Below are 19,568 nucleotides of genomic sequence, written 5' to 3'. Positions count from 1 at the left end.
GTGACCTATCTCCCTCTCGGAACCATCATCGCAGGTCAGAGCCGTTGAGCCCCTACCTTCCGGGCCCAAAGTCCTGTCCGTTTCGTGACGTTACGCACTGACAGAAGGTTAGTCCGCCCTTCAAGCTGATGTAGGAAGTCGGGGGTCGACTTTGAACCGGGAGTATGTCAGTGAGCGCCATATCGATCGCCCTGCTGCTCACCACGGCAGCCACCGGCGCCGTGGGCGTCGCCGTCCTGCGCGCCGTACTGGTGCTGCGCCGCCAGGTGGCGGCCCTGCACGCCGAGCTGACCGAGAGCAGGACAGCCGACGCGCGGGGCCGCGTCCCCGCCGCCCGCACCACCGCGGACACCGACGAGATCCGCGCCGCCGTCGCCGCCGCGCTCGCCGAGGAACGGGAGCGTGAGCTGGCCGAGGCGCGCGCGTTCTGGGCCGCGCAGGAGGCGCGCGACGCCTCCGACGCCCCGCTGCTGCTGGGCCTGTCCGACAGCGAGCTGTTCCTGCCCCGGCAGGCGGACCTCGCCGGTCTGGAGCCGGTGGTCGAGCAGGGCCCCGGCTTCGACGAGGCTCCCGGGGACGCCGTCCAGGAGGACGCCCCGAAGGAGTCGGCGGAGCTGGCCGCCGCCCGGCGCCGGCACCCCTCCCACCCGGACTTCGTGCCCAACCCCTCGCCGGTCGTCAACGATCACGAGCACACCGTCGACACGCTGGAGGAACTGGCCGCGGCCGAGGTTCCGCTGACGGACGTGCGCCCCGGCCCGCTGGGCACGCTCGACGTGTACGTCTTCGCCGACGGCACCACCCTGTGCATGACGCCGGGCCACCGCGAGACCTCCGAGCGCCTGGCCGACGCGCTGCACGCGGGGGCCGCCCCGTACCTGCTGGGCGGCTCGGGCATCTCCGGCGCCTACACCCTGACCTTCGCCTGCGGCGAGGAGACCGTCTACATCCTGGCCGACCGGGTCATCGCGTCCCTGTAGTCCCGGAACCCGGTAGTCCCGGTAGTCCCCGTCGCTGTGGTCCCGCGGCCGGTCTCCGTTTCCGGGCAGGCCGCTCGACACGGACGGCGAAGACTCCCCCGTACGCGCCCGACCCGGTGTCAGACCCCGGCCCGTCCGCGGGCCTCGTGGACCAGTCCCGCCGCCTCCGCCACCTGGCCCTCGTCCTGGAGGACGAGGGCCAGGTCGTGTGCGGCGACGGCGATCTGGTCGGCCGCCGCGAACATCCCCGCGTCCGGCATCTCCCGGGGCTCCGCGCCCGGCTCCTCCACGCTCTGGGCCCACCGGGCCAACTCGCGGGCCAGCCCCAGCGCCTCGGCGGCGGCCCCCCGTTGCAGCCGGCTCTGCGGGGCGGCCCGCAGGCGGTCGGCGAAGTCGTCCACGGCACGGGTCAAAGGCGTCGTATCCACCACGGCGCGAGCGTACGCGGCCCCGCGCGGCCGGTGCCAGCGCACCCCCGGCCACGGGCGCCCCCGGGCGGTCCGGGGGACGACGAGGGCCCCGGACCGTACCCGGTCCGGGGCCCTTCGTACGCGGCGTCGCCCGGAGGACGTCAGTCGCTGCTGTTGAGGATCGAGATGAGCCGCAGGAACTCCATGTAGATCCAGACCAGCGTCAGCGTGAGGCCGAAGGCGGCGAGCCATGCCTCCTCGCGCGGGGCGCCGTAGGCGATGCCGTCCTCGACCTGCTTGAAGTCCAGGGCGAGGAAGCAGGCGCCGAGGAGGATGCCGACGATGCCGAAGACGATGCCGAGCGTGCCGCTGCGGAAGCCGAGGCCGTCACCGCCGCCGAAGACGGCGAACAGCATGTTCACCATCATGAGCAGCACGAAGCCGAGCGCGGCGGCCATCACGAAGCCGTAGAAACGGCGGTTGACGCGGATCCAGCCGGCCTTGTAGGCGATCAGCACGCCGACGAAGACCGCCATCGTGCCGATCACGGCCTGCATGGCGGCGCCGCTGGCGATGTGGGTGTCCACGATGTTGGACACCACGCCGAGGAAGACGCCCTCGAACGCCGCGTACGCCAGGATCAGCGCGGGCGACGCCTTGCGCTTGAAGGACTGCACGAACGCCAGCACCATGCCGATGACCGCCGCACCGATGCCGACGCCGTAGGCGCGGCCGATGTTGGCCTCGTCGACGGGCAGCAGCGCCCACGCGAGCGCGGCGGTGACGACCAGCAGGCCGAGCGTGCTCGCCGTGCGGACGACGACGTCGTCCATCGTCATCCGGCCGGTGGCCGCGGGCGCCTGGGGCGGCGCACCGTGCTGCAGGTCCTGCTGCGCGTACGGGTTCTGCGCGTAGGGGTTGCCGGCCGGCTGGGCGTACGGGGCGCCCTGCGCGTACGGGTTGCCCTGCGTGGCGACGGCGGGACCCCCGGCCTGCGGCGCGGCGTTGAAGCCCGCGTAGCCGTTGTCGCGGCTGAACCCCCGTCGCGAGAAGACCGGGTTTCTGCTCCTCATTTCACTCCTCCATGGCCACACGGCGCAGCCTTGGCTCAAGAGTAATAGAACGGCAAAGGCTTGACCCTACTGCCTGCGGAGGATCTTTCCCTCACCCTGCCGGGCCACACGCTACGCGCAACGGTGATTCCCCTCACGGCCGGGGGGACGTGCGCCGCCCCGTGCCGGGACCCGTTCAGCCGATCGGGAAGCCCGTGTAGGACTCGGCGAGGTCGGTCTCGGCGGCGCGGGAGGCGGTGACGCGCTCCAGCCGGGCGAGTTGGAGGCGCAGATCGAAGCCGTTCGCCTCGGGGTCGCGGTGCAGCATGGTCGTCATGTCGTACGAGAACCGCTCGGCCTGCCAGACGCGGCGCAGGCAGGTGGCGGAGTAGGCGTCGAGCAGCTCGTCCGAGCCCGTCTCGTCACGGTGCGTCAGGGCGCGGGCGAAGGTGACGACGTCTCCGACGGCGAGGTTGAGGCCCTTGGCGCCGGTGGGCGGCACGATGTGAGCCGCGTCACCCGCGAGGAAGAGGCGGCCGTGGCGCATCGGCTCGTGGACGTAGGAGCGCATCGGCGTGACGGACTTCTGGGTGATCGGGCCGCGCTCCAGCGTCCAGCCGTCGGCGGTCTCGAAGCGGCGGTCCAGCTCGTCCCAGATCCGCTCGTCGCTCCACTCCTCGGCGTCGGTGCCCTCGGGCACCTGGAGGTAGAGGCGGGAGACGGACGGGGAGCGCATGGAGAGCAGGGCGAAGCCGCGGTCGTGGCGGGCGTAGACCAGCTCGTCGTGCGAGGGGGCGACGTCGGCGAGGATGCCGAGCCACCCGAAGGGGTACGTCCGCTCGAAGGTACGGCTCAGCTCCGCGGGGAACGCCCGGCGGGCGACGCCCCAGAAGCCGTCGCAGCCGACGACGTAGTCGCATTCGAGGACGTCCTCCACGCCCTCGTGCCGGAAGCGGACCCGGGGACGGTCGGTCTCGGCGCCCTCGACGGCGAGCGCCTCGGCCTCGAAGAGGAGCGGGCCGCCGTCCTTGAGCTGGAGGGCGATGAGGTCCTTGCAGACCTCGGTCTGGGCGTAGACCATCACGGACTTGCCGCCGGTGAGGGCGGGGAAGTCGACACGGTGGCGCCGTTTGCCGAAGCGCAGCTCGATGCCGTCGTGGCGCAGCCCCTCGCGGTCCATCCGCTCCCCCGCGCCGGCCTCGCGGAGCACGTCCACGGTGCCCTGCTCCAGGATGCCGGCGCGCTGCCGCCGCTCGACGTAGTCGCGGTCGCGGCTCTCCAGGACGACCGAGTCGATCCCCGCGTTGTGGAGCAGCCGGGCGAGGAGGAGCCCGGCGGGGCCGGCTCCGATGATGCCGACGGTGGTGCGCATCGGTCGTTCCTTTCGGTCGTGCGTCGCCGCGCGTTGTTCGCACAGTGAAGTTTCCTTCACCATCTACCACCCGTGAGTCTCAGCCCCTACCCCCCACCTGTCAACGGTTCACGCCATACCGGTCCCCTGCGGGGGCGTCTGCTGCGACCATGGCCGCCCCTTGCCCGGCCCGCGCAGCGGGCACCCCGCGTCCCCCGCGAGAGGAAGACCCGGTGGCAGACCTGGTCCTCTGGGGAGCGGGCGGGCATTTCTCTTCTGGTCGGTGACGGTGGCGGCAGAGCACCGACCGCGTCCCTACCGGCGCGGCGCCGGCCTACACGTCGGCTTGGTTGACGAACCCCAGCGAGGCCAGGCCCTCGGCCCGGCAGAGCCGGTCTGAGGCGCCCCCGACCTCGGTCTGCAGGAGTTGGTAGGCGGCCCCGTGCTGGTGCCCCCAGTGCATTGCTGCGCGCCACAGGGCCCGCCCGTAGCCGCGGCCTCGATGCCGGGGCAGGACACCGAAGTACTGGGGCAGTAGTCGCGCGTACCCCCGGGCGTCGTTCATGGTCTCCATCGGACCGATGGCGCCGGCCACCAGCCCGTCGTGGAGCACGGTCAGGACGGGGCCGACCGTCCCGGCCTGCATCTGTCCGTACAGGAACGCGAACCCGTCCTCGGCCATCGCCATGGCGAACGCCTGGAACCCGGCATCCTCGGGCAGTTCCTTGTACTCCTGGACCGGCACTCCAGGCGCATCCCCGGGCCCGGCGGTGAAGTCCTTGAGCTGGACGCGCGTCCCCTGGGCGTACGCGTCGGGCTGGTCGGGACCAAGGAACCACACGATCCGGGCCTTGGCCGCGCCGTGGGCGGGGGCCAGTTTCCGGGCCAAGTCGGCGCCGGCCGACAGGCTGTCCGGCGCCCCGTAGACGTGGACCTTGACGACGCCCCGGCCGCGCTCGGCGAGGGTCGGGACGAAGGTCTGCGCCTGGCCGTGCTCGATCGCGTCGACCAGGACCCGTTCGGCCTTGGTCTCGGCCCAGCGGCGGTCCTTGTCGTGCGGGAGGAAGCGGCCGGTACCGGCGCTGTCCACCACGGCCTCCAGGAGTTCATGGAGCGGGTCATCCCAGCGCGCGGGTCCGAGGGTGGGCACGTACGGCACGGGCATCACGGGCTCGATCCAGCCCCAGTGCAAGCGCATGACGGCACGCTACCCACGCCGCACACACGCCGCAGGCCCCGGCGCGAACTGTCCCGGAGCCTGCGGCCGGTCAGGTGACGGCTAGTGCGGGTTGTCGTCGCCGGCGGCGCACGAGCACTTGGCGCTGTCCATGACGGTGTCCAAGTCGGTCACTGCGGAGATCCGGGTCACGGGCTCCGCCTGCGCCAAAACGGGACGCGTCAGGTACGGCCGGCCGGTCTGAGTCGGCCCGTCGTCCGGCAGCGGGCGCCGCGGCGAGATCTCGACGGCTACAGCGGTCATCTGTTCACCCTGCTTTCTTGTCTCCGTGCCGGCAGTACGCCACCGGCGGGGCCTTCGCCTCCTGGTAGTGCTTGGCCAGCGGCCTGCACACGCGGCAGGAGCTGGCCAGGCTGCATCCCGAGCAGCCTCCAGTGCGAAGCATCAGGCGGTCCGCGATCGCGCCCAGCCGGGCCAAGCCCTCGATCCCCTCGTGGGGCAGGCTGATCTGGTCGTCGCGGCCGATCTTGCAGATGGACACCAGGCCGTGCGGGTCCATGTGGAAGAAGGTGTGACCGGCGTTGCAGCCGGTGAACTGCTTGCGGACGCGCAGGTGCTCCTTGGACTGCGCGGTCAGGACTTCACCCCCGCCGTAGATGGTGGGCGTCATGTTGGTGAAGACCTCGTACTCGACGCCCCACCGCTGGCACAGGTCGACCATGTCCCGTTCCTCGTGGCCGTTGTCCTCGGTGACGACGATGCTCATGCGCAGCGGCAGCCGGGCGTGGCGGGCGGCGTTCATGCCCTGCACGAACTGGTCCCAGGCGCCCATGCGCTGCGTCAGCGCGTCGTAACTGGCCTTGGTCGCCCCGTACATGGAGACGGTGACACGGTAGGGCGGGCACTCCCGGAAGAGGCGCAGCAGGTTCTCCCGCCACAGCAGCGACCCGTTGGTCGAGACCGTGATCATCATGCCCAGCTCGAACGCGTGCCGGTAGGACCGCATGAAGTCCTTGTCGATGGTGGGCTCGCCACCGGTGACCTGGAGGAAGAGCACGCCGGCCTCGGCCATGACGTCCAGGCAGCGCCGCTTGTCCTTCCACGGCATCCCGGACTGCATCTTCAGTCCGAGGTAGCAGTGCTTGCAGTCGTAGTTACAGCCGAGGTTGACCTCCCAGGACGCCTTGCCGTAGCCCCAGGAGGACGGCTGCCGGACGAGGAGGTATTCGCCGGACGGCCGGTTGGTCACATCGAGGTCGGGCCACTGTCCGCGGACCGCGTCGACGAGCCAGGCCGGGGCAGGCTCGGCGGGGTCATGGGTACGCAGTTCCTCGTACCGGACCTCTGGCAGGAGGGCCCCGCCACGGCTGCCTGGCCTCACGAGCGTGTGCTGTTCCAGGAACGGGCTGGCGATCACAGAGTGCAAGAAGACTCCCCGGGTGGGTTGGTGCCGCTCCCGGCCGTACGCACCGGGCAGCACGGGCAGGAGCGGAAGGCCGACTGTCAGGACGGTGTGGACGGAAGAGCCATGGCCGCGAGTTGCCCGGTCTCTTCCTCGTGCGAGCAGATCGCGGACAGAGCACGGCATTTTTCTGGGCCCGGTCGCCGTTGTCCGCAGCGGTGAGCAGCCAGTTCGAGACGGCCCTGTCCCGGTCCTGCACCAGCGCACCCGCGGTGGTCACGACTGCCACCTTCGAGCCGTCGCCTTGCCGAACGGGTCCCATGTCTCGCTGCCTCCCTCTACGCTCGGTCGCGTGATGGCCTCGACACTAGAAACCGCAGGTCGGGGCTGGAACTGACTGCGAGTACAGGTGACTTGAGCTCTAACCGTCGGGATGGACACCCCATGCGGCCTAGCCCTGACCGAACCCAGACCACCAGTACGGGAACGCCTCCGCGTCCCCGCGCCGGCCTCATCTCCGGCTACGTCCTGCGCGTCATAAGGGAGCAGCAGGGCTACACGCAGGAGGAGGAGGCCGAGTACCTGGGCGTGAGCCTGGACACCGTCGCGGGGTGGGAGACAGCGCGCCGGCCGCTGACCTCCGTTCCGTACAAGCAGATGCTCACGTACCGGCACAAGCTGATGTTGATGAGTGCCTCGGCCGCTCTGCTCCAGGCGTGGGAGCGGGCCCTCGAGGCAGACGTCCTCCTCGCAACCGTCCTCGACGAGGAGGCCCGCGTCGAGGAGAGCCCCCTCGCGGTGATGGTGATGCAGCGCGAGCTGGCCGCCGTGCTGGCCTGGCCCCTCAACGGCGTGCCCCCGGAGCCGGTGCGGACCCTGCCCGCCTCTGCCCGGCCCCGGCGCGGACCAACGCCGTCCGGGCCACAGCTCACCGGCGCAGAGCGCCGGCGCTTCTTCACACGGATGCGGACCACCGCCGAGCAGGCCCGCGGCCCCGGCCGGTTCCTGCTGCGCCGCCAGGCCCTCTACCTGTCCGGGTACGACACCACCACGGACACCGCCGACTGGCTCGCCCACCAGCAAAGGACCGAGCGCCCCGACGATTGGCTCACGAACTGGCTCAACGGCCGTTCCGTGGCAGCCGTCGCCGCCCGCCAGGGCGACCGCGACCGCATGGACCACTGGATCGACACGGCCCTCCACGACGACGCAGGCGAGGCCGCCAACCTCAACTACTGGGCGTACTGGGTCGGCGAGATGCAGCACGTAGAGCTGTCCGACGATTTCATCGCCGCCCGGACGCCGCGCCGCTGGCCCGGAGACCGGCTGCTCGACCACCTCGTCCAGGGCATCGCACCCGAGCACGGATACGTGGGCCTCAACATCCACACCGTGTGGTCCCTGCTCCAGCTCCGGCCCGACCTCCTGCGCTCAGGAGCTGCCTCCCGCGCCCTGCGCGACCGGCTACCGATCATGTTGGATAGCCGGGAGCTCTCGCCACGTGGCAGACGGGAGCTGGAGAGCATCCGCTACGCAATCCGCCTCGCCGAGGCGTGAGAGGAGCCCGAAGTGTCAGACGACCTTTCCGCGGTGGCGAACTTCCTCTACGAGGCGGGGACGCTCAAGCAGACGAAGCGCACCGGATGGTGGATGGCGGGCGTCCGGGACCCCGAGTCGGTGGCCGAGCACTCGTGGCGCACCAGCCTGATCGCGTCGATCATCGCGAAGCTGGAGGGCGCCGACCCGGCGCGGGCCGCGTTCCTCGCCGTCTGGCACGACACGGGCGAGACCCGGACCGGGGACGTCAACCACCTCGGCAAGAAGTACACCGACGGCGAAGCCGACCCGCGCGCGATCGCAGCCGATCAGGTCACCGGCATGCCCGAGGCATTGGCGCGTGCCGTGACCGGCCTGATCGGCGAGTACGAGGCGCGCGAGTCCCCCGAGGCGGTGTGCGCCAGGGACGCCGACAAGCTGGAGTGCATGATCCAAGGCATCGAATACCGAGCCCGGGGATATGAGAACGCTCAGCGGTGGATCGACAACAGCCGCGGCCGGATCGTCACCAAGAGCGGCCAGGCCCTCGCGGACGCCGTCCTGGAGACCGGTTCCCTCGACTGGCTCCGCACCGCCCTCGGCGAAACGAAGCGCTGACCTGGCTGCCCGGTCGTCCTGGGCGGTGGAGGACGACCATGCGCCGCCCAAGAGCGGGCCGTATCTCGTGACGGCCTCGACGTGGCACTGGCCGTACAGCGGACTACGCGCTCCCTAGCCGTAGTTGTGGGTGATCCGGTGGCACTTCGGCGCACGGGCCGCGCTGGTCACCACGGCAGGCACGGGCAGAGGTGTCCAGCTCGGTCACCGGGGGCACAGGGGCGGCAGTACGAGGGCAAGGCGGGCGGTCGGGCGAGCGACGTGACCTGCCTGCGGGTGGCAACGCTGACCGCGAGGTCACCCGGCGGACGTGGCAGGCGGCCGGGCGGTGGGCGTGCGGGTGATCGGTGTCGCCACCGGGCGGGCCTCGGCCGGTGACCTCCACGACGCGGACGGCGTACTGGACGGCCTCACCGATACGGACACGGTGCTGGCCGCCATCGGGGTGTGACGCCTGGGCCGGCCCCGCGGGGAGGCGTGTGTGCGGGGAGGGGAGGGAGGGGGATGCCCCCCGAGCGGCTTTGTGCTGTTCGCGCCGCTTTGGGAGGTTGTGCCCGGAGCCGGACTTGAACCGGCACGCCCGCGAAGGGGCAGCGAGGTTTAAGCTCGCCGTGTCTGCATTCCACCATCCGGGCAGGCCATGGGCTCCGCGTCTCGTGCCTTGACCCTATCGGGACACCCCCGCCGAACAGCGGGCGGGAGGACCGATGTTGTCTTATTTTATTGGCGCCTGAGGGTGCATCAGCTTCGTGGGTAGGCCATCCGCACTTGCCAACAGCCTGGCGCGCGGCAACCGGGCGTGCATGCGGAATGACGGAATTTCACCGTCTCGACAAGGGCGCGCGCCCCGTTCTCACATCGCGCGCCCCCCTGGGGCCCGTCAGGGGTGCTCGTCCTCCCCAGGTATGACACGGGCCCGCGCCGTCCGACCGGAGTCTCCCCCGGGAACGGGAGCAGCGGCTGACGCCCCGGCCTCCCGGCGCCGGGACGATGGAGAACGTCCCCTCCACCGGTCTCCGTACCGGCCCCCGTACCGATCCCTTCGTACCGATCCTCCGTACCGATCCTCCGTACCGACAGGAGCGCCCTTCCGTGACCACCGCATCCCTCGCCGACCGGTCCACCACCGTGGCCGCACGCGCCACGGAGCTGTCCAAGATCTACGGCCAGGGCGAGACCCGGGTGGTCGCCCTGGACCAGGTCTCCGTCGACTTCCGCCAGGCCGAGTTCACCGCGATCATGGGTCCGTCCGGTTCCGGCAAGTCCACGCTGATGCACTGCGTCGCGGGGCTGGACACCTTCTCCTCCGGCTCCGTGCGCATCGGCGAGACCGAGCTGGGCTCCCTGAAGGACAAGCAGCTCACCAAGTTGCGCCGGGACAAGATCGGCTTCATCTTCCAGGCGTTCAACCTGCTGCCGACGCTGACCGCGCTGGAGAACATCACCCTGCCGATGGACATCGCGGGCCGCAAGCCGGACCGGGAGTGGCTGGACTCGGTGATCGGGATGGTCGGGCTGGCCGACCGGCTCGGGCACCGCCCCTCCCAGCTCTCCGGCGGACAGCAGCAGCGCGTCGCCGTGGCCCGCGCGCTCGCCTCCCGGCCGGAGATCATCTTCGGGGACGAGCCCACCGGCAACCTGGACTCCCGTTCCGGCGCCGAGGTGCTGGGCTTCCTGCGCAACTCCGTGCGGGAGATGGGCCAGACGGTCGTCATGGTGACCCACGACCCGGTGGCCGCCGCCTACGCGGACCGGGTGGTCTTCCTCGCCGACGGACGCATCGTCGACGAGGTGCACGCGCCGACGGCCGACTCGGTGCTGGACCGCATGAAGCGGTTCGACGCCAAGGGCCGCACGAGCTGACGCGTCCCGGGGCCGGGGCCGGGGGCCGTACGAGCCGGCGCCCGCAGCCCCGCATCCCGCGCGCCGCAACTCGCGCGCCCCATCCCGCCTCCCGCGCCCCGCGCCCCGCGCGCGCTCACGCCCGCCCCCCTTCCCGCACGTACCTCCGGACAGAGAAGACCCATGTTCCGTACCGCCTTGCGCAACGTGTTCGCGCACAAGGCCAGGCTGTTGATGACCGTGCTCGCCGTGATGCTCGGCGTGGCGTTCGTGTCGGGCAGCCTGGTCTTCACCAACACCCTCTCCGACGCCCTCCAGAACAGCTCGGCCAAGGGCTTCGCCCACGTCGACGTGGCCGTCCGCGCCTCCTACCAGGACGCCGAGGGCGACAAGGTCGGCACGGTGCCCGAGCTGACGCAGGCGGTGCTCGACGACAGCGCCCGGGTGCCCGGCGCCGAGTCCGCCCTCGGCGTGGTCGGCGGCTTCACCGCCATCGCCGACCGGGACGGCAAGCTGATCGGCGACGGCTTCAGCACCCTCGGCGGCAACTACTGGGGCACCGAGGACCCCCGGTATCCGCTGGTCGCCGGAAAGGCCCCGCGCGGCGAGGGCGAGATCCTCATCGACTCCCGCACCGCCGAGCACTCCGGGTACACCGTCGGCGACACCGTGCGCCTCTCGGTGAACGGCCCCGTCCTCACCCCGAGGATCGCCGGCGTCTTCACCACCGACGACGGCACGGTCGCCGCCGGCGGCAGCCTCGCCCTGTTCGACACGCCGACCGCGCAGAAGCTGTTCGGCAAGCCGGGCACCTTCGACGAGATCGACGTCAAGGCCAAGCCGGGCGTCAGCGAGGCGGCCCTCAAGAAGCAGCTCGACGAGGCGCTGCCCAAGGGCCTGGTGGAGACCACCACCGGCGGCGAACTCGCGAGCGTCCAGGCCGAGATGATCGCCGCCTCGATGAGCGGGATGAAGCAGGGGCTGCTGGTCTTCGCGGGTATCGCGCTCTTCGTCGGCACCTTCATCATCGCCAACACCTTCACCATGCTCGTCGCCCAGCGCACCAAGGAACTGGCCCTCATGCGGGCGGTGGGCGCCTCCCGCCGTCAGGTGACCCGGTCGGTGCTGATCGAGGCGTTCGCGGTCGGCGCGGTCGCCGCGGTGACCGGACTGGCGGCCGGTGTCGGCATCGGCGCGCTGCTGCGCTCCCTGATGAACGCGATGGGCGCCACCATGCCCGACGGGCCGCTGGTGGTCACCTGGCAGACGGTCGCCGCCGCCCTCGCCGTCGGCATCCTGATCACGATGCTGGCCGCGTGGCTGCCGGGCCGCCGCGCGGCGAAGATCCCGCCGGTCGCCGCGATGAGCAGCGTGCACGCCGCCGCCACGGCCAAGTCGCTGGTGGTGCGCAACGTCCTGGGCGCCCTGTTCACCGGCGCCGGCATCGCCGTGGTCCTCGCGGCGACGACCATGGACGGCTCGGACGGGCAGGCCCCGATGGCCCTCGGCGCGGTGCTGCTGATCATCGGCGTCTTCATCCTGACGCCGCTGCTGTCCCGGCCGCTGATCGCCGCCGCCGGACCGGTGCTGCGGGTCTTCGGCGTCGCCGGCAAGCTGGCCCGGCAGAACGCGGTGCGCAACCCGCGCCGCACCGCCGCCACCGCCTCGGCGCTGATGATCGGCCTGACCCTGATCACCGGCATGACGGTGATGGCGAGCAGCCTCCAGACCTCCATCGACAAGATGGCGTCGGCGGCGATCAAGGCCGACTACGTGGTCTCCATGGCCAACGGCAACGACCTCTCCCCGGACGTCGGCGAGAAGCTGCGCACCGCCGAGGGCGTCACCGCCACCAGCCCCCTGCGCAACGCCGCCTCCCGCATCGACGAGCGCACCGAGTACCTCACCGGCGTCAACGGCTCGGTCTTCGGCGAGCTGACCGACCTCGCGGTGGCGGACGGCGCCTTCCGGATCGGCGGCACCGACGTGATCGTCGACGAGGACACCGCCAAGGAGCACGACTGGCGGGCCGGCTCGTCCTTCACCGCCGCATACGGCGACGGCGAGAAGCAGCGGCTGACGGTCGCCGGGGTGTACGAGGGCAACGACATGCTGCGCGGCATCATGGTCGACAACGCCACCCTCGCCCCGCACGTGTCCGAGCCGTCCGACATGCTGGTGCTGGTCAAGACCGCGGCCGGCACCTCGGACGCGGCCAGGGACGGGCTGCGCGAGGCGCTCGGCACCAACCCGGCGATCAAGATCCAGACCAAGAAGGACATCTCCGAGGAGATCGCGCAGATCTTCACGCTGCTGCTGAACATGCTCTACGGGCTGCTCGCCATGGCCGTGATCGTGGCGGTCCTCGGCGTCATCAACACCCTGGCCATGTCGGTCTTCGAGCGCTCCCAGGAGATCGGCATGCTGCGGGCGGTCGGCCTGGACCGGCGGGGCGTGAAGCGGATGGTGCGCCTGGAGTCCCTGGTGATCTCCCTGTTCGGCGGGGTGCTCGGCATCGGCCTCGGCGTGTTCTTCGGCTGGGCCGCCGGTGAGCTGATGGGTACGGCGATACCGACGTACGAACTGGTCCTGCCGTGGGACCGGATGGCCCTCTTCCTGCTGCTGGCCGCCGTGGTGGGCATCCTCGCGGCGCTCTGGCCGGCGAGGCGGGCCGCCCGGCTGAACATGCTGGAGGCGATCAAGGCGGAGTAGCCGGTACGCCGGACGCCGTGCGCGGCGCGACGTGCGAGGGCCCCGCTGCCGTACCCACGGCGGCGGGGCCCTCGTCCGAACACCGGCCCGGTGGGGCTCAGTTCCAGGTGCGGGAGCGCAAGGGCAGGCCGGAGCGGCCCGACTCGGGGGTCTTCACGGCGAGGACCTGGTTGACGCCGATGCGGTTGCGTTCGAAGGCGAGCGCGGAGGCGGCCATGTAGAGGCGCCAGACGCGGGCGCGGCCGGGGCTGACCATGCGGGTGGCCGCCGCCCACTCGGACTCCAGGTTGGCGACCCAGCGGCGCAGGGTCAGCGCGTAGTGCTCGCGGATCGACTCGACGTCGCGCACCTCGAACCCGGCGCGCTCCAGTTGGGTGACGGTGGTGCCGACCGGGGCCAGTTCGCCGTCGGGGAAGACGTACGCGTCGATGAAGGCGTCGACGGTGTAGGCGGACTCGTCGCCCTGGGGGCGCCGGGCGATCTGGTGGTTCAGCAGCCGGCCGCCCGGCCTGAGCAGCCGGAACAGGTCGCCTGCGTAGCGCAGGTACGGTTCGGCGCCGACGTGTTCGGCCATGCCGAGGGAGGAGATGGCGTCGTAGGGGCCGTCGGCGACGTCCCGGTAGTCCTGGACGCGGATCTCCACCCGGTCGGTCAGCCCCTCCTCGGCGACCCGCTTGCGGGCGTACGCGGCCTGTTCCTGGGAGAGGGTGACGCCGACGACCCGCACGTCGTGCTCGCGGGCGGCGTGGATCGCCAGGGAGCCCCAGCCGCAGCCGACGTCCAGGAGGCGCTGACCGGGGCTCAGGTCGAGTTTGCGGCAGACGAGTTCGAGCTTGTCGCGCTGGGCGTCCTCCAGGGTGCCGCCCTCGGCCTCGGGGGCGCTCCAGTAGGCGCAGGAGTAGACCATGGACGGGCCGAGGACCAGCTCGTAGAAGTCGTTGCCGACGTCGTAGTGGTGGCTGATGGCGCGGCGGTCGGTGCGGCGGGTGTGCAGGTTGCCGCGGACCCGGCGGATCTCCTCCGGCGGCGGGGCGGGCGGCAGCGGCGGCCCGGCGAGCCGCAGCAGCCCCCGGGCGGCGGCCCGCGCCCCGGGGTCGCGCAGCGAGGCCAGCAGCCCGGGGGCGTCCTCGCCGCGCTCCCAGACGAGGCCGGCGAGCGACGCGAGGGCGGCGTAGAGGTCCCCGTCGATGTCGAGGTCGCCGGCCACCCAGGCGCGGGCGAGGCCGAGTTCGCCCGGCTTGAAGAGGAGACGGCGCAGGGCCCTGCGGTTGCGGACGACGAGCGTGGGCGCCCCCGGCGGCCCGGCCTCGGAACCGTCCCAGGCGCGGATACGCACCGCGAGGGGGGTTCCCAGCAACTGTTCGAAGAGGTTCTGCAGCCGCAGCGCGGCGTCAGCCATGGCGTACCTCCGTGATGAACGATCCCGGAATGTCCAACACCACGTAAACACCCGGGGACCCGCCGAACAGTCCCGCCACGAAGTCACGGCTGGGCAAAATGGGTGCCCATGTCACCCTTCCGGTAACGCCCGCCCGCGCCGGGCGCCGGCTCGGCCCCGGGGGGCGGGGAGACTTGCCGGGCCCGGCGTCGTGCCGGGTGCGGAACGGGCGAAGGGGCCGCCCGCACCACGGATGGCGGGTGGCCCCTTCGGGGACTGCTGGTGACCGGGGGTCAGGAGGCGGTGGCCTTCTCCGACTCCGCGGACTTCGGGGCGGGCTCGGTCTTCGGCGCGGCGGCCGGGGCCGGCTTGGCGGCCTCGTAGAACTCCTCGCGGGGAGTCTCGATCGCGCCGAGGGAGACGACCTCGCGCTTGAGGAACATGGCGAGCGTCCAGTCCGCGAAGACGCGGATCTTCCGGTTGAAGGTCGGCATCGCCAGGCCGTGGTAGGTGCGGTGCATGTACCAGGCGAGCCGGCCCTTGAGCTTGATCTTCACCTTGCCGACGACGATCATCGCGACGCCCTTGTGCAGGCCGAGGCCCGCCACCGCGCCCTTGTTGGCGTGGCTGTACTCCTTCTGCGGGAAGCCCCGCATGCCGGAGATGACGTTGTCGCCGAGGGTCTTGGCCTGGCGCAGCGCGTGCTGGGCGTTCGGCGGGCACCAGGCGTTCTCGTTGCCCGCCTTGCGGCCGACGAGGTCGGGCACCTGGGCGTTGTCGCCCGCGGCCCAGACGTAGTCGGTTCCCTTGACCTGGAGGGTCGGGTCGACGTCGACGTGGCCGCGGGGGCCGAGCGGCAGGCCGAAGCGGGACAGCGCCGGGTTGGGCTTGACGCCCGCGGTCCACACGATCGTGCCGGAGTCGACCTCCAGGCCGTTCTTCAGCACCACGTGGCCGTCGACGCAGGAGTCCATGGAGGTGGACAGGTAGATCTCGACGCCGCGGCTCTCCAGGTGCTCCTTGCCGTACTGGCCGAGCTTGGGACCCACCTCGGGGAGGATCTTGTCGGCCGCGTCGACGAGGATGAAGCGCATGTCGTCACGGGAGACGTTCCGGTAGTACTTGGCGGCGTCGCGGGCCATGTCCTCGACCTCGCCGATGGTCTCCGCGCCGGCGAAGCCGCCGCCCACGAAGACGAAGGTGAGCGCCTTGCGCCGGATCTCCTCGTCCGTGGTGGAGTCGGCCTTGTCGAGCTGCTCCAGGACGTGGTTGCGCAGTCCGATGGACTCCTCGATGCCCTTCATGCCGATGCCCTGCTCGGCGAGGCCGGGGATCGGGAAGGTGCGGGAGACCGCGCCCATGGCGATGACCAGGTAGTCGAACGGCAGCTCGTACGCGTCGCCGACCAGCGGGGCGATCGTGGCGACCTTGCGGTCCTGGTCGATGGTGGTGACCCGGCCGGTGAGGACCTCCGCCTTGGGAAGCACGCGCCGCAGGGGGACGACGACGTGCCGCGGGGAGATGTTGCCGGCGGCGGCTTCGGGGAGGAAGGGCTGGTAGGTCATGTACGACCGCGGGTCGACGACGGTGACGGTCGCCTCGCCGTAACGCATCTTCTTCTGGATGCGTCGAGCTGCGTACAGGCCTACGTACCCACCGCCTACTACGAGGATCCTGGGACGCTCCGTGGTGCTCATGCCATCGAGTATCCACCTGCCCGTGGGGGGTGGTTAGTGCGCCCCTTCACAAGGTTGGTCGGGCCTTGTGTTACCATCCGCGACCCCCGTGACCAAGATCATGACGGAGGGGGGAACCGGTGGGTGGTCTGCCCCCTTGTCAAGGCCGCGTGAGCTGCTCATCCGCACCTTCCGGCGGGCCGTACGGCGCCCCGGAAGAGGGTTTCCGCGACCCCCCGCGACACCGACCTGAACACGTTCAAACGGCAGTTGACCCCCCAAAAGGGTCAGCCCTCGTGGTTTTGACGCCCATCAGGGCTGATTTCCTTGTGAAGAACTTCACGAAGTTTCCTCCGCGGAGTGCCCCCAAGGGCCCTTTCCGGGGCTCCCCGGGGCCCGCTCAGATGCCAACCGCCCTGCTCAGCGGGAGGCTACCAGCCAGTAGGAACCACGGGCCGGGCCGCCCCCGAGAGCCCCTTTCCGGCGGGGCCGGACACCCCTGGCAGGCCGATGCACATGTCAACCGAGCGCTCTCCCGCCCAGAGCGTGCGTACACGTGCGCGCGTACGCTTTTCTCATGACGGAGAACGAACCCGTCGTCCTCGTCGTCAAGGTGGGCGACCGGCGGGACGCCCACCGCAGCCGGTAGACGCTCAGGCCAGGGACCAGGCGATGCCGTCGAGCATCGCTCACGAACGCGACTCCCGAACCGGGCCGCGTGTACACGTGAGCGCGTACACTCGTCTCATGACTGAGAACACCGTGACCGTACGGGAAGCCCGCGCGCACCTCGCCGACCACATCAACCGGGCCGAGGAAGGCGTTCCGACCGTCATCACGCGCAACGGCGCTCCGGTGGCAGCCGTAGTCCCGATCGCGGACTTCGAAGCGCTGGAGGAAGCGGCCGACGTCATGCTGGCGCGCGAAGCCGAAGCGGTCCTGGCCGAGGGCGGTCCCACAGTGACGATGGCGGAACTGCTGGCAGACCTGTTCACCGAGCAGGACGGCGAGGCGGCGTGAAGTACGCCTTCCGATTCACCACGGCGGCACAGCGGCAGCTCCGGGCCGTCAGCCGGCCCGACGCCATGCGCATCCTGACCGCGCTGACCGCGCTCGGTGACGACCCGTACCGCGAGGACGCCGACGTCAAGAAGCTCACCGGCCCGTCCGGGCTCTACCGGCTCCGGGTCGGAAGCTACCGGGTCGCCTACCAGATCAACGATGGTGAACTCGTCATCCTCGTCGTCAAGGTGGGCGACCGCCGGGACGTGTACCGCAACCTGTAGGCGGTCAGGCCAAAGACCATCCGGTCCCGTCGAGGATGGCCTACGAAGGCGACTCGGCCGCGTAATAGGCGATGCCGTCGAGGATGTCGTGTTCGCTGACGACGACCTCCTCGGCGCCCGTGCGTTCCATGATCGAGAGCAGGACGAGGGCGCCCGCCCCGATCACGTCGACGCGGCCCGGGTGGAGCGAGGGGATGGCCGCGCGCTCGGCGTGGGTGGCGCGCAGCAGCCGGCCGGTGATCTCGCGGATCCGGTCCCGGGAGACGCGGGAGTGGTGGATGGCGGCCGAGTCGTACGCGGGGAGGTCCTGCGCGATCGCGGAGACCGTCGTCACCGACCCGGCGAGCCCCACCAGGGTGCGCGCCTCGCGCAGCGGCACCGACCGCTCGGCCGTGTCGAGGGCGGCCTCGATGTCGGCCCGCATCGCGGCGACCTGCTCCTCGGTGGGCGGGTCGGCCACCACCCCGTCGCGCACCAGGTGACGTTCGGTCATCCGTACGCAGCCGACGTCCACGGAGCGGGCCGCGCGCACCCGGTCGTCGCCGACGACGAACTCGGTGGAGCCGCCGCCGATGTCCACGACGAGGTAGGGCCCGCCGACCCGGTCCGCGGACGCGGTGCGCCCGGCCAGCTCGCGGGTGGCGCCGGTGAAGGAGAACGCGGCCTCCTCGTCCCCGGTGATGACCTCGGGCTCCACGCCGAGGATCTCCCGCACCCCGCGCACGAAGTCGTCGCGGTTCTCGGCGTCCCGGGAGGCGGAGGTCGCCACGAAGCGGAGCCGGCCGGCGCCGTGCCCCTCGATGGCCCGCGCGTACTCGCGGCAGGCGGCGAAGGTGCGCTCCAGCGCCTCGGGCGCCAGCCTGCCGGTGCGGTCGACGCCCTGGCCGAGCCGCACGATGGTCATGCGCCGGTCCAGGTCGGTCAGGACGCCGGTGGCCGGGTCGGCGTCGGCGACCAGCAGGCGGATGGAGTTGGTTCCGCAGTCGATGGCGGCAACCCGGGTCACCGGCGCTCCCCCTCGTTCTCGTCGGTGTCGTGGGTGCCCTCGGCGGCGTCGGCGCCGTCGAGGGTGACGCACGGGCCCTTGCGCCACCACTCGGGCAGCAGGGCGAGGGCCTCGTCGCCCAGCGGGTTGACGCCGGGTCCGGCCGCCAGCGAGTGGGCGACCAGGACGTGCAGGCACTTGACGCGGTCGGGCATGCCGCCCGCGCTGGGGAAGCCGGTCAGCTCCTCGATCTCGTCGCGCCGCCGGATGTAGTCCTCGTGCGCGGCCCGGTAGGCGCCGGCCAGTTCGGGGTCGGCGGCCAGCCGCTCGGTCATCTCCTTCATCACGCCGTTCGCCTCCAGCGTGCCGATGGCGGAGGCGGCCTTCGGGCACGTCAGGTAGTACAGCGTGGGGAAGGGCGTGCCGTCGGGCAGCCGGGGTGCCGTCTCCACGACGTCCGGCTGTCCGCAGGGGCAGCGGTGCGCGATGGCCCGCAGCCCGCGCGGGGGGCGTCCGAGCTGCTGCCGGAACGCCCGGACGTCCGCGTCGGTGGGTTCGGTGCGCGGGGTGGGCGGCGGAGGGGTCTGCATGACTGTCTTCCGGATGTCTCTCTGTCGGTTCACTGGTCCCGGGCGTCGGACTTGTCGACGCCGTCCCAGAGGTTGCTGTACCAGGGGCGGTCGTCGGCGCCGTCGTCGCCCCGGGAGGGCTCGGAGGCGTCGGGGCCGACGACGACGAAGCCCTTCTCCCCCGGCAGCACGTAGTGCAGCCGCTGCCGGATCTGCTGCTCGGCGTAGGCGTCGTCCTGCCAGCGGGCCTTCAGATCGCGCAGCTCCTCGACGCGGCCCCGGGCGCGCTGCTGCTCCTGGCGCAGGTCGGCGATCTCGGCGCGCTGGGCGACGTACTGCCGTATCGGGTAGGCGAGGGCCACCACCAGGGAGCAGAGGACCATGGCGAGCAGCGCGGCGCGGCCGGTGAGCCGGGAGCGGCGGGCCTGGCGCTTGGTCTGCGAGCGGTAGACCCGGGCCGCGGTCTGCTCGCCCAGCAGCCTGATCCTGGTCGCGGTGGAGAACCGGTCCCGCTCCTTCACCGCCATGTCCCGCGCCTCCCGTTCGGCTGGTGCGTCGTCCTACGTGCGTACGTCCCCGCACACGGTACGGGAC

At 71.4% G+C, this 19,568-nt stretch carries 19 protein-coding genes and 1 tRNA gene; 8 read left to right on the top strand and 12 right to left on the bottom strand.

Features of this window, described 5'->3' with window-relative positions; translation table 11 throughout:
• Nucleotides 1–170 precede the first annotated feature (170 nt).
• Complete coding sequence (locus tag J5Y05_RS24025) at nt 171–980, top strand: hypothetical protein (RefSeq protein ID WP_210875139.1); 810 nt, start codon at nt 171–173, stop codon at nt 978–980.
• A gap of 119 nt (nt 981–1,099) precedes the next feature.
• On the opposite strand, the gene J5Y05_RS24020 is transcribed toward J5Y05_RS24025, so the two are convergent.
• From J5Y05_RS24020 to J5Y05_RS23995, 6 genes are all read right to left on the bottom strand, one after another.
• Nucleotides 1,100–1,411 (bottom strand): hypothetical protein, encoded by a 312-nt coding sequence (locus J5Y05_RS24020; protein WP_210875138.1) that lies wholly within the window; start codon nt 1,409–1,411, stop codon nt 1,100–1,102.
• Between the two features lie 140 nt (nt 1,412–1,551).
• On the bottom strand, nt 1,552–2,463 hold the full coding sequence (locus J5Y05_RS24015) for a Bax inhibitor-1/YccA family protein (protein ID WP_210875137.1): 912 nt from the start codon (nt 2,461–2,463) through the stop codon (nt 1,552–1,554).
• A gap of 175 nt (nt 2,464–2,638) precedes the next feature.
• Nucleotides 2,639–3,814 (bottom strand): 4-hydroxybenzoate 3-monooxygenase, encoded by a 1,176-nt coding sequence (locus J5Y05_RS24010; RefSeq protein ID WP_210875136.1) that lies wholly within the window; start codon nt 3,812–3,814, stop codon nt 2,639–2,641.
• Between the two features lie 313 nt (nt 3,815–4,127).
• On the bottom strand, nt 4,128–4,991 hold the full coding sequence (locus J5Y05_RS24005; protein WP_210875135.1) for a GNAT family N-acetyltransferase: 864 nt from the start codon (nt 4,989–4,991) through the stop codon (nt 4,128–4,130).
• Between the two features lie 81 nt (nt 4,992–5,072).
• Entirely contained in the window at nt 5,073–5,273 is a 201-nt protein-coding gene (locus tag J5Y05_RS24000; RefSeq protein ID WP_210875134.1) for a hypothetical protein, read from the bottom strand.
• Between the two features lie 4 nt (nt 5,274–5,277).
• A complete protein-coding gene (locus tag J5Y05_RS23995; RefSeq protein ID WP_210875133.1) occupies nt 5,278–6,396 on the bottom strand; it encodes a radical SAM protein in 1,119 nt (372 codons plus the stop codon).
• A gap of 420 nt (nt 6,397–6,816) precedes the next feature.
• On the opposite strand from J5Y05_RS23995, the gene J5Y05_RS23990 reads away from it, so the two are divergent.
• The 3 genes from J5Y05_RS23990 to J5Y05_RS23980 all read left to right on the top strand — a co-directional run bounded on the left by J5Y05_RS23990 (nt 6,817) and on the right by J5Y05_RS23980 (nt 8,977).
• Nucleotides 6,817–7,929 (top strand): helix-turn-helix domain-containing protein, encoded by a 1,113-nt coding sequence (locus J5Y05_RS23990; protein ID WP_210875132.1) that lies wholly within the window; start codon nt 6,817–6,819, stop codon nt 7,927–7,929.
• 12 nt (nt 7,930–7,941) lie between these two features.
• Complete coding sequence (locus J5Y05_RS23985) at nt 7,942–8,526, top strand: HD domain-containing protein (RefSeq protein WP_210875131.1); 585 nt, start codon at nt 7,942–7,944, stop codon at nt 8,524–8,526.
• A gap of 310 nt (nt 8,527–8,836) precedes the next feature.
• The gene (locus J5Y05_RS23980) at nt 8,837–8,977 is read left to right on the top strand and encodes an HAD family hydrolase (RefSeq protein ID WP_210875130.1); all 141 of its coding nucleotides are present in this window, start codon (nt 8,837–8,839) and stop codon (nt 8,975–8,977) included.
• Nucleotides 8,978–9,077: 100 nt separating this feature from the next.
• Here J5Y05_RS23980 and J5Y05_RS23975 read toward each other — a convergent pair.
• A tRNA-Leu gene (locus tag J5Y05_RS23975) sits at nt 9,078–9,161 on the bottom strand.
• Between the two features lie 457 nt (nt 9,162–9,618).
• On the opposite strand from J5Y05_RS23975, the gene J5Y05_RS23970 reads away from it, so the two are divergent.
• Nucleotides 9,619–10,389 carry an ABC transporter ATP-binding protein gene (locus J5Y05_RS23970; protein WP_210875129.1) on the top strand — a complete coding sequence of 257 codons (771 nt, stop codon included), beginning with the start codon at nt 9,619–9,621 and terminating at the stop codon, nt 10,387–10,389.
• 162 nt (nt 10,390–10,551) lie between these two features.
• A complete protein-coding gene (locus tag J5Y05_RS23965; RefSeq protein WP_210875128.1) occupies nt 10,552–13,080 on the top strand; it encodes an ABC transporter permease in 2,529 nt (842 codons plus the stop codon).
• 97 nt (nt 13,081–13,177) lie between these two features.
• Here J5Y05_RS23965 and J5Y05_RS23960 read toward each other — a convergent pair whose 3' ends face one another.
• Nucleotides 13,178–14,479, bottom strand: a complete 1,302-nt coding sequence (locus tag J5Y05_RS23960) for a class I SAM-dependent methyltransferase (RefSeq protein ID WP_210875127.1) — start codon at nt 14,477–14,479, stop codon at nt 13,178–13,180.
• 272 nt (nt 14,480–14,751) lie between these two features.
• On the bottom strand, nt 14,752–16,155 hold the full coding sequence (locus J5Y05_RS23955) for an NAD(P)/FAD-dependent oxidoreductase (protein WP_210875126.1): 1,404 nt from the start codon (nt 16,153–16,155) through the stop codon (nt 14,752–14,754).
• 726 nt (nt 16,156–16,881) lie between these two features.
• Between J5Y05_RS23955 and J5Y05_RS23950 the strand changes: the two genes are divergently transcribed.
• Together J5Y05_RS23950 and J5Y05_RS23945 are read left to right on the top strand one after the other, a co-directional pair.
• Nucleotides 16,882–17,154 (top strand): type II toxin-antitoxin system Phd/YefM family antitoxin, encoded by a 273-nt coding sequence (locus J5Y05_RS23950; RefSeq protein WP_137302729.1) that lies wholly within the window; start codon nt 16,882–16,884, stop codon nt 17,152–17,154.
• A complete protein-coding gene (locus J5Y05_RS23945; RefSeq protein WP_210875125.1) occupies nt 17,151–17,420 on the top strand; it encodes a type II toxin-antitoxin system RelE family toxin in 270 nt (89 codons plus the stop codon). Before J5Y05_RS23950 ends, J5Y05_RS23945 begins: the two co-directional genes overlap by 4 nt.
• Nucleotides 17,421–17,460: 40 nt before the next feature.
• On the opposite strand, the gene J5Y05_RS23940 is transcribed toward J5Y05_RS23945, so the two are convergent.
• The 3 genes from J5Y05_RS23940 to J5Y05_RS23930 are packed head-to-tail and all read right to left on the bottom strand — an operon-like array spanning nt 17,461 to nt 19,501.
• The gene (locus J5Y05_RS23940) at nt 17,461–18,426 is read right to left on the bottom strand and encodes a Ppx/GppA phosphatase family protein (protein ID WP_210875124.1); all 966 of its coding nucleotides are present in this window, start codon (nt 18,424–18,426) and stop codon (nt 17,461–17,463) included.
• Nucleotides 18,423–18,995, bottom strand: coding sequence for a DUF501 domain-containing protein (locus tag J5Y05_RS23935; RefSeq protein ID WP_210875123.1), 573 nt, complete (start codon nt 18,993–18,995; stop codon nt 18,423–18,425). Before J5Y05_RS23935 ends, J5Y05_RS23940 begins: the two co-directional genes overlap by 4 nt.
• 29 nt (nt 18,996–19,024) lie before the next feature.
• Nucleotides 19,025–19,501 carry an FtsB family cell division protein gene (locus J5Y05_RS23930; protein WP_210875122.1) on the bottom strand — a complete coding sequence of 159 codons (477 nt, stop codon included), beginning with the start codon at nt 19,499–19,501 and terminating at the stop codon, nt 19,025–19,027.
• Nucleotides 19,502–19,568: the final 67 nt, after the last annotated feature.

Source organism: Streptomyces tagetis (genome assembly GCF_018069565.1).
Taxonomy (GTDB): domain Bacteria; phylum Actinomycetota; class Actinomycetes; order Streptomycetales; family Streptomycetaceae; genus Streptomyces; species Streptomyces tagetis.
The sequence above is the reverse complement of the archived record's forward strand: the minus strand, read 5'-3'. Positions and strand labels throughout refer to the sequence as shown.

Coding starts and splice junctions, on each gene's coding strand:
- J5Y05_RS24005 (WP_210875135.1), bottom strand. CDS start 4,991: ATGCGCTTGCACTGGGGCTGGATCGAGCCCGTGATGCCCGTGCCGTAC.
- J5Y05_RS23935 (WP_210875123.1), bottom strand. CDS start 18,995: ATGCAGACCCCTCCGCCGCCCACCCCGCGCACCGAACCCACCGACGCG.
- J5Y05_RS24000 (WP_210875134.1), bottom strand. CDS start 5,273: ATGACCGCTGTAGCCGTCGAGATCTCGCCGCGGCGCCCGCTGCCGGAC.
- J5Y05_RS23930 (WP_210875122.1), bottom strand. CDS start 19,501: ATGGCGGTGAAGGAGCGGGACCGGTTCTCCACCGCGACCAGGATCAGG.
- J5Y05_RS24015 (WP_210875137.1), bottom strand. CDS start 2,463: ATGAGGAGCAGAAACCCGGTCTTCTCGCGACGGGGGTTCAGCCGCGAC.
- J5Y05_RS23955 (WP_210875126.1), bottom strand. CDS start 16,155: ATGAGCACCACGGAGCGTCCCAGGATCCTCGTAGTAGGCGGTGGGTAC.
- J5Y05_RS23965 (WP_210875128.1), top strand. CDS start 10,552: ATGTTCCGTACCGCCTTGCGCAACGTGTTCGCGCACAAGGCCAGGCTG.
- J5Y05_RS23990 (WP_210875132.1), top strand. CDS start 6,817: ATGCGGCCTAGCCCTGACCGAACCCAGACCACCAGTACGGGAACGCCT.
- J5Y05_RS23960 (WP_210875127.1), bottom strand. CDS start 14,479: ATGGCTGACGCCGCGCTGCGGCTGCAGAACCTCTTCGAACAGTTGCTG.
- J5Y05_RS24010 (WP_210875136.1), bottom strand. CDS start 3,814: ATGCGCACCACCGTCGGCATCATCGGAGCCGGCCCCGCCGGGCTCCTC.
- J5Y05_RS23950 (WP_137302729.1), top strand. CDS start 16,882: ATGACTGAGAACACCGTGACCGTACGGGAAGCCCGCGCGCACCTCGCC.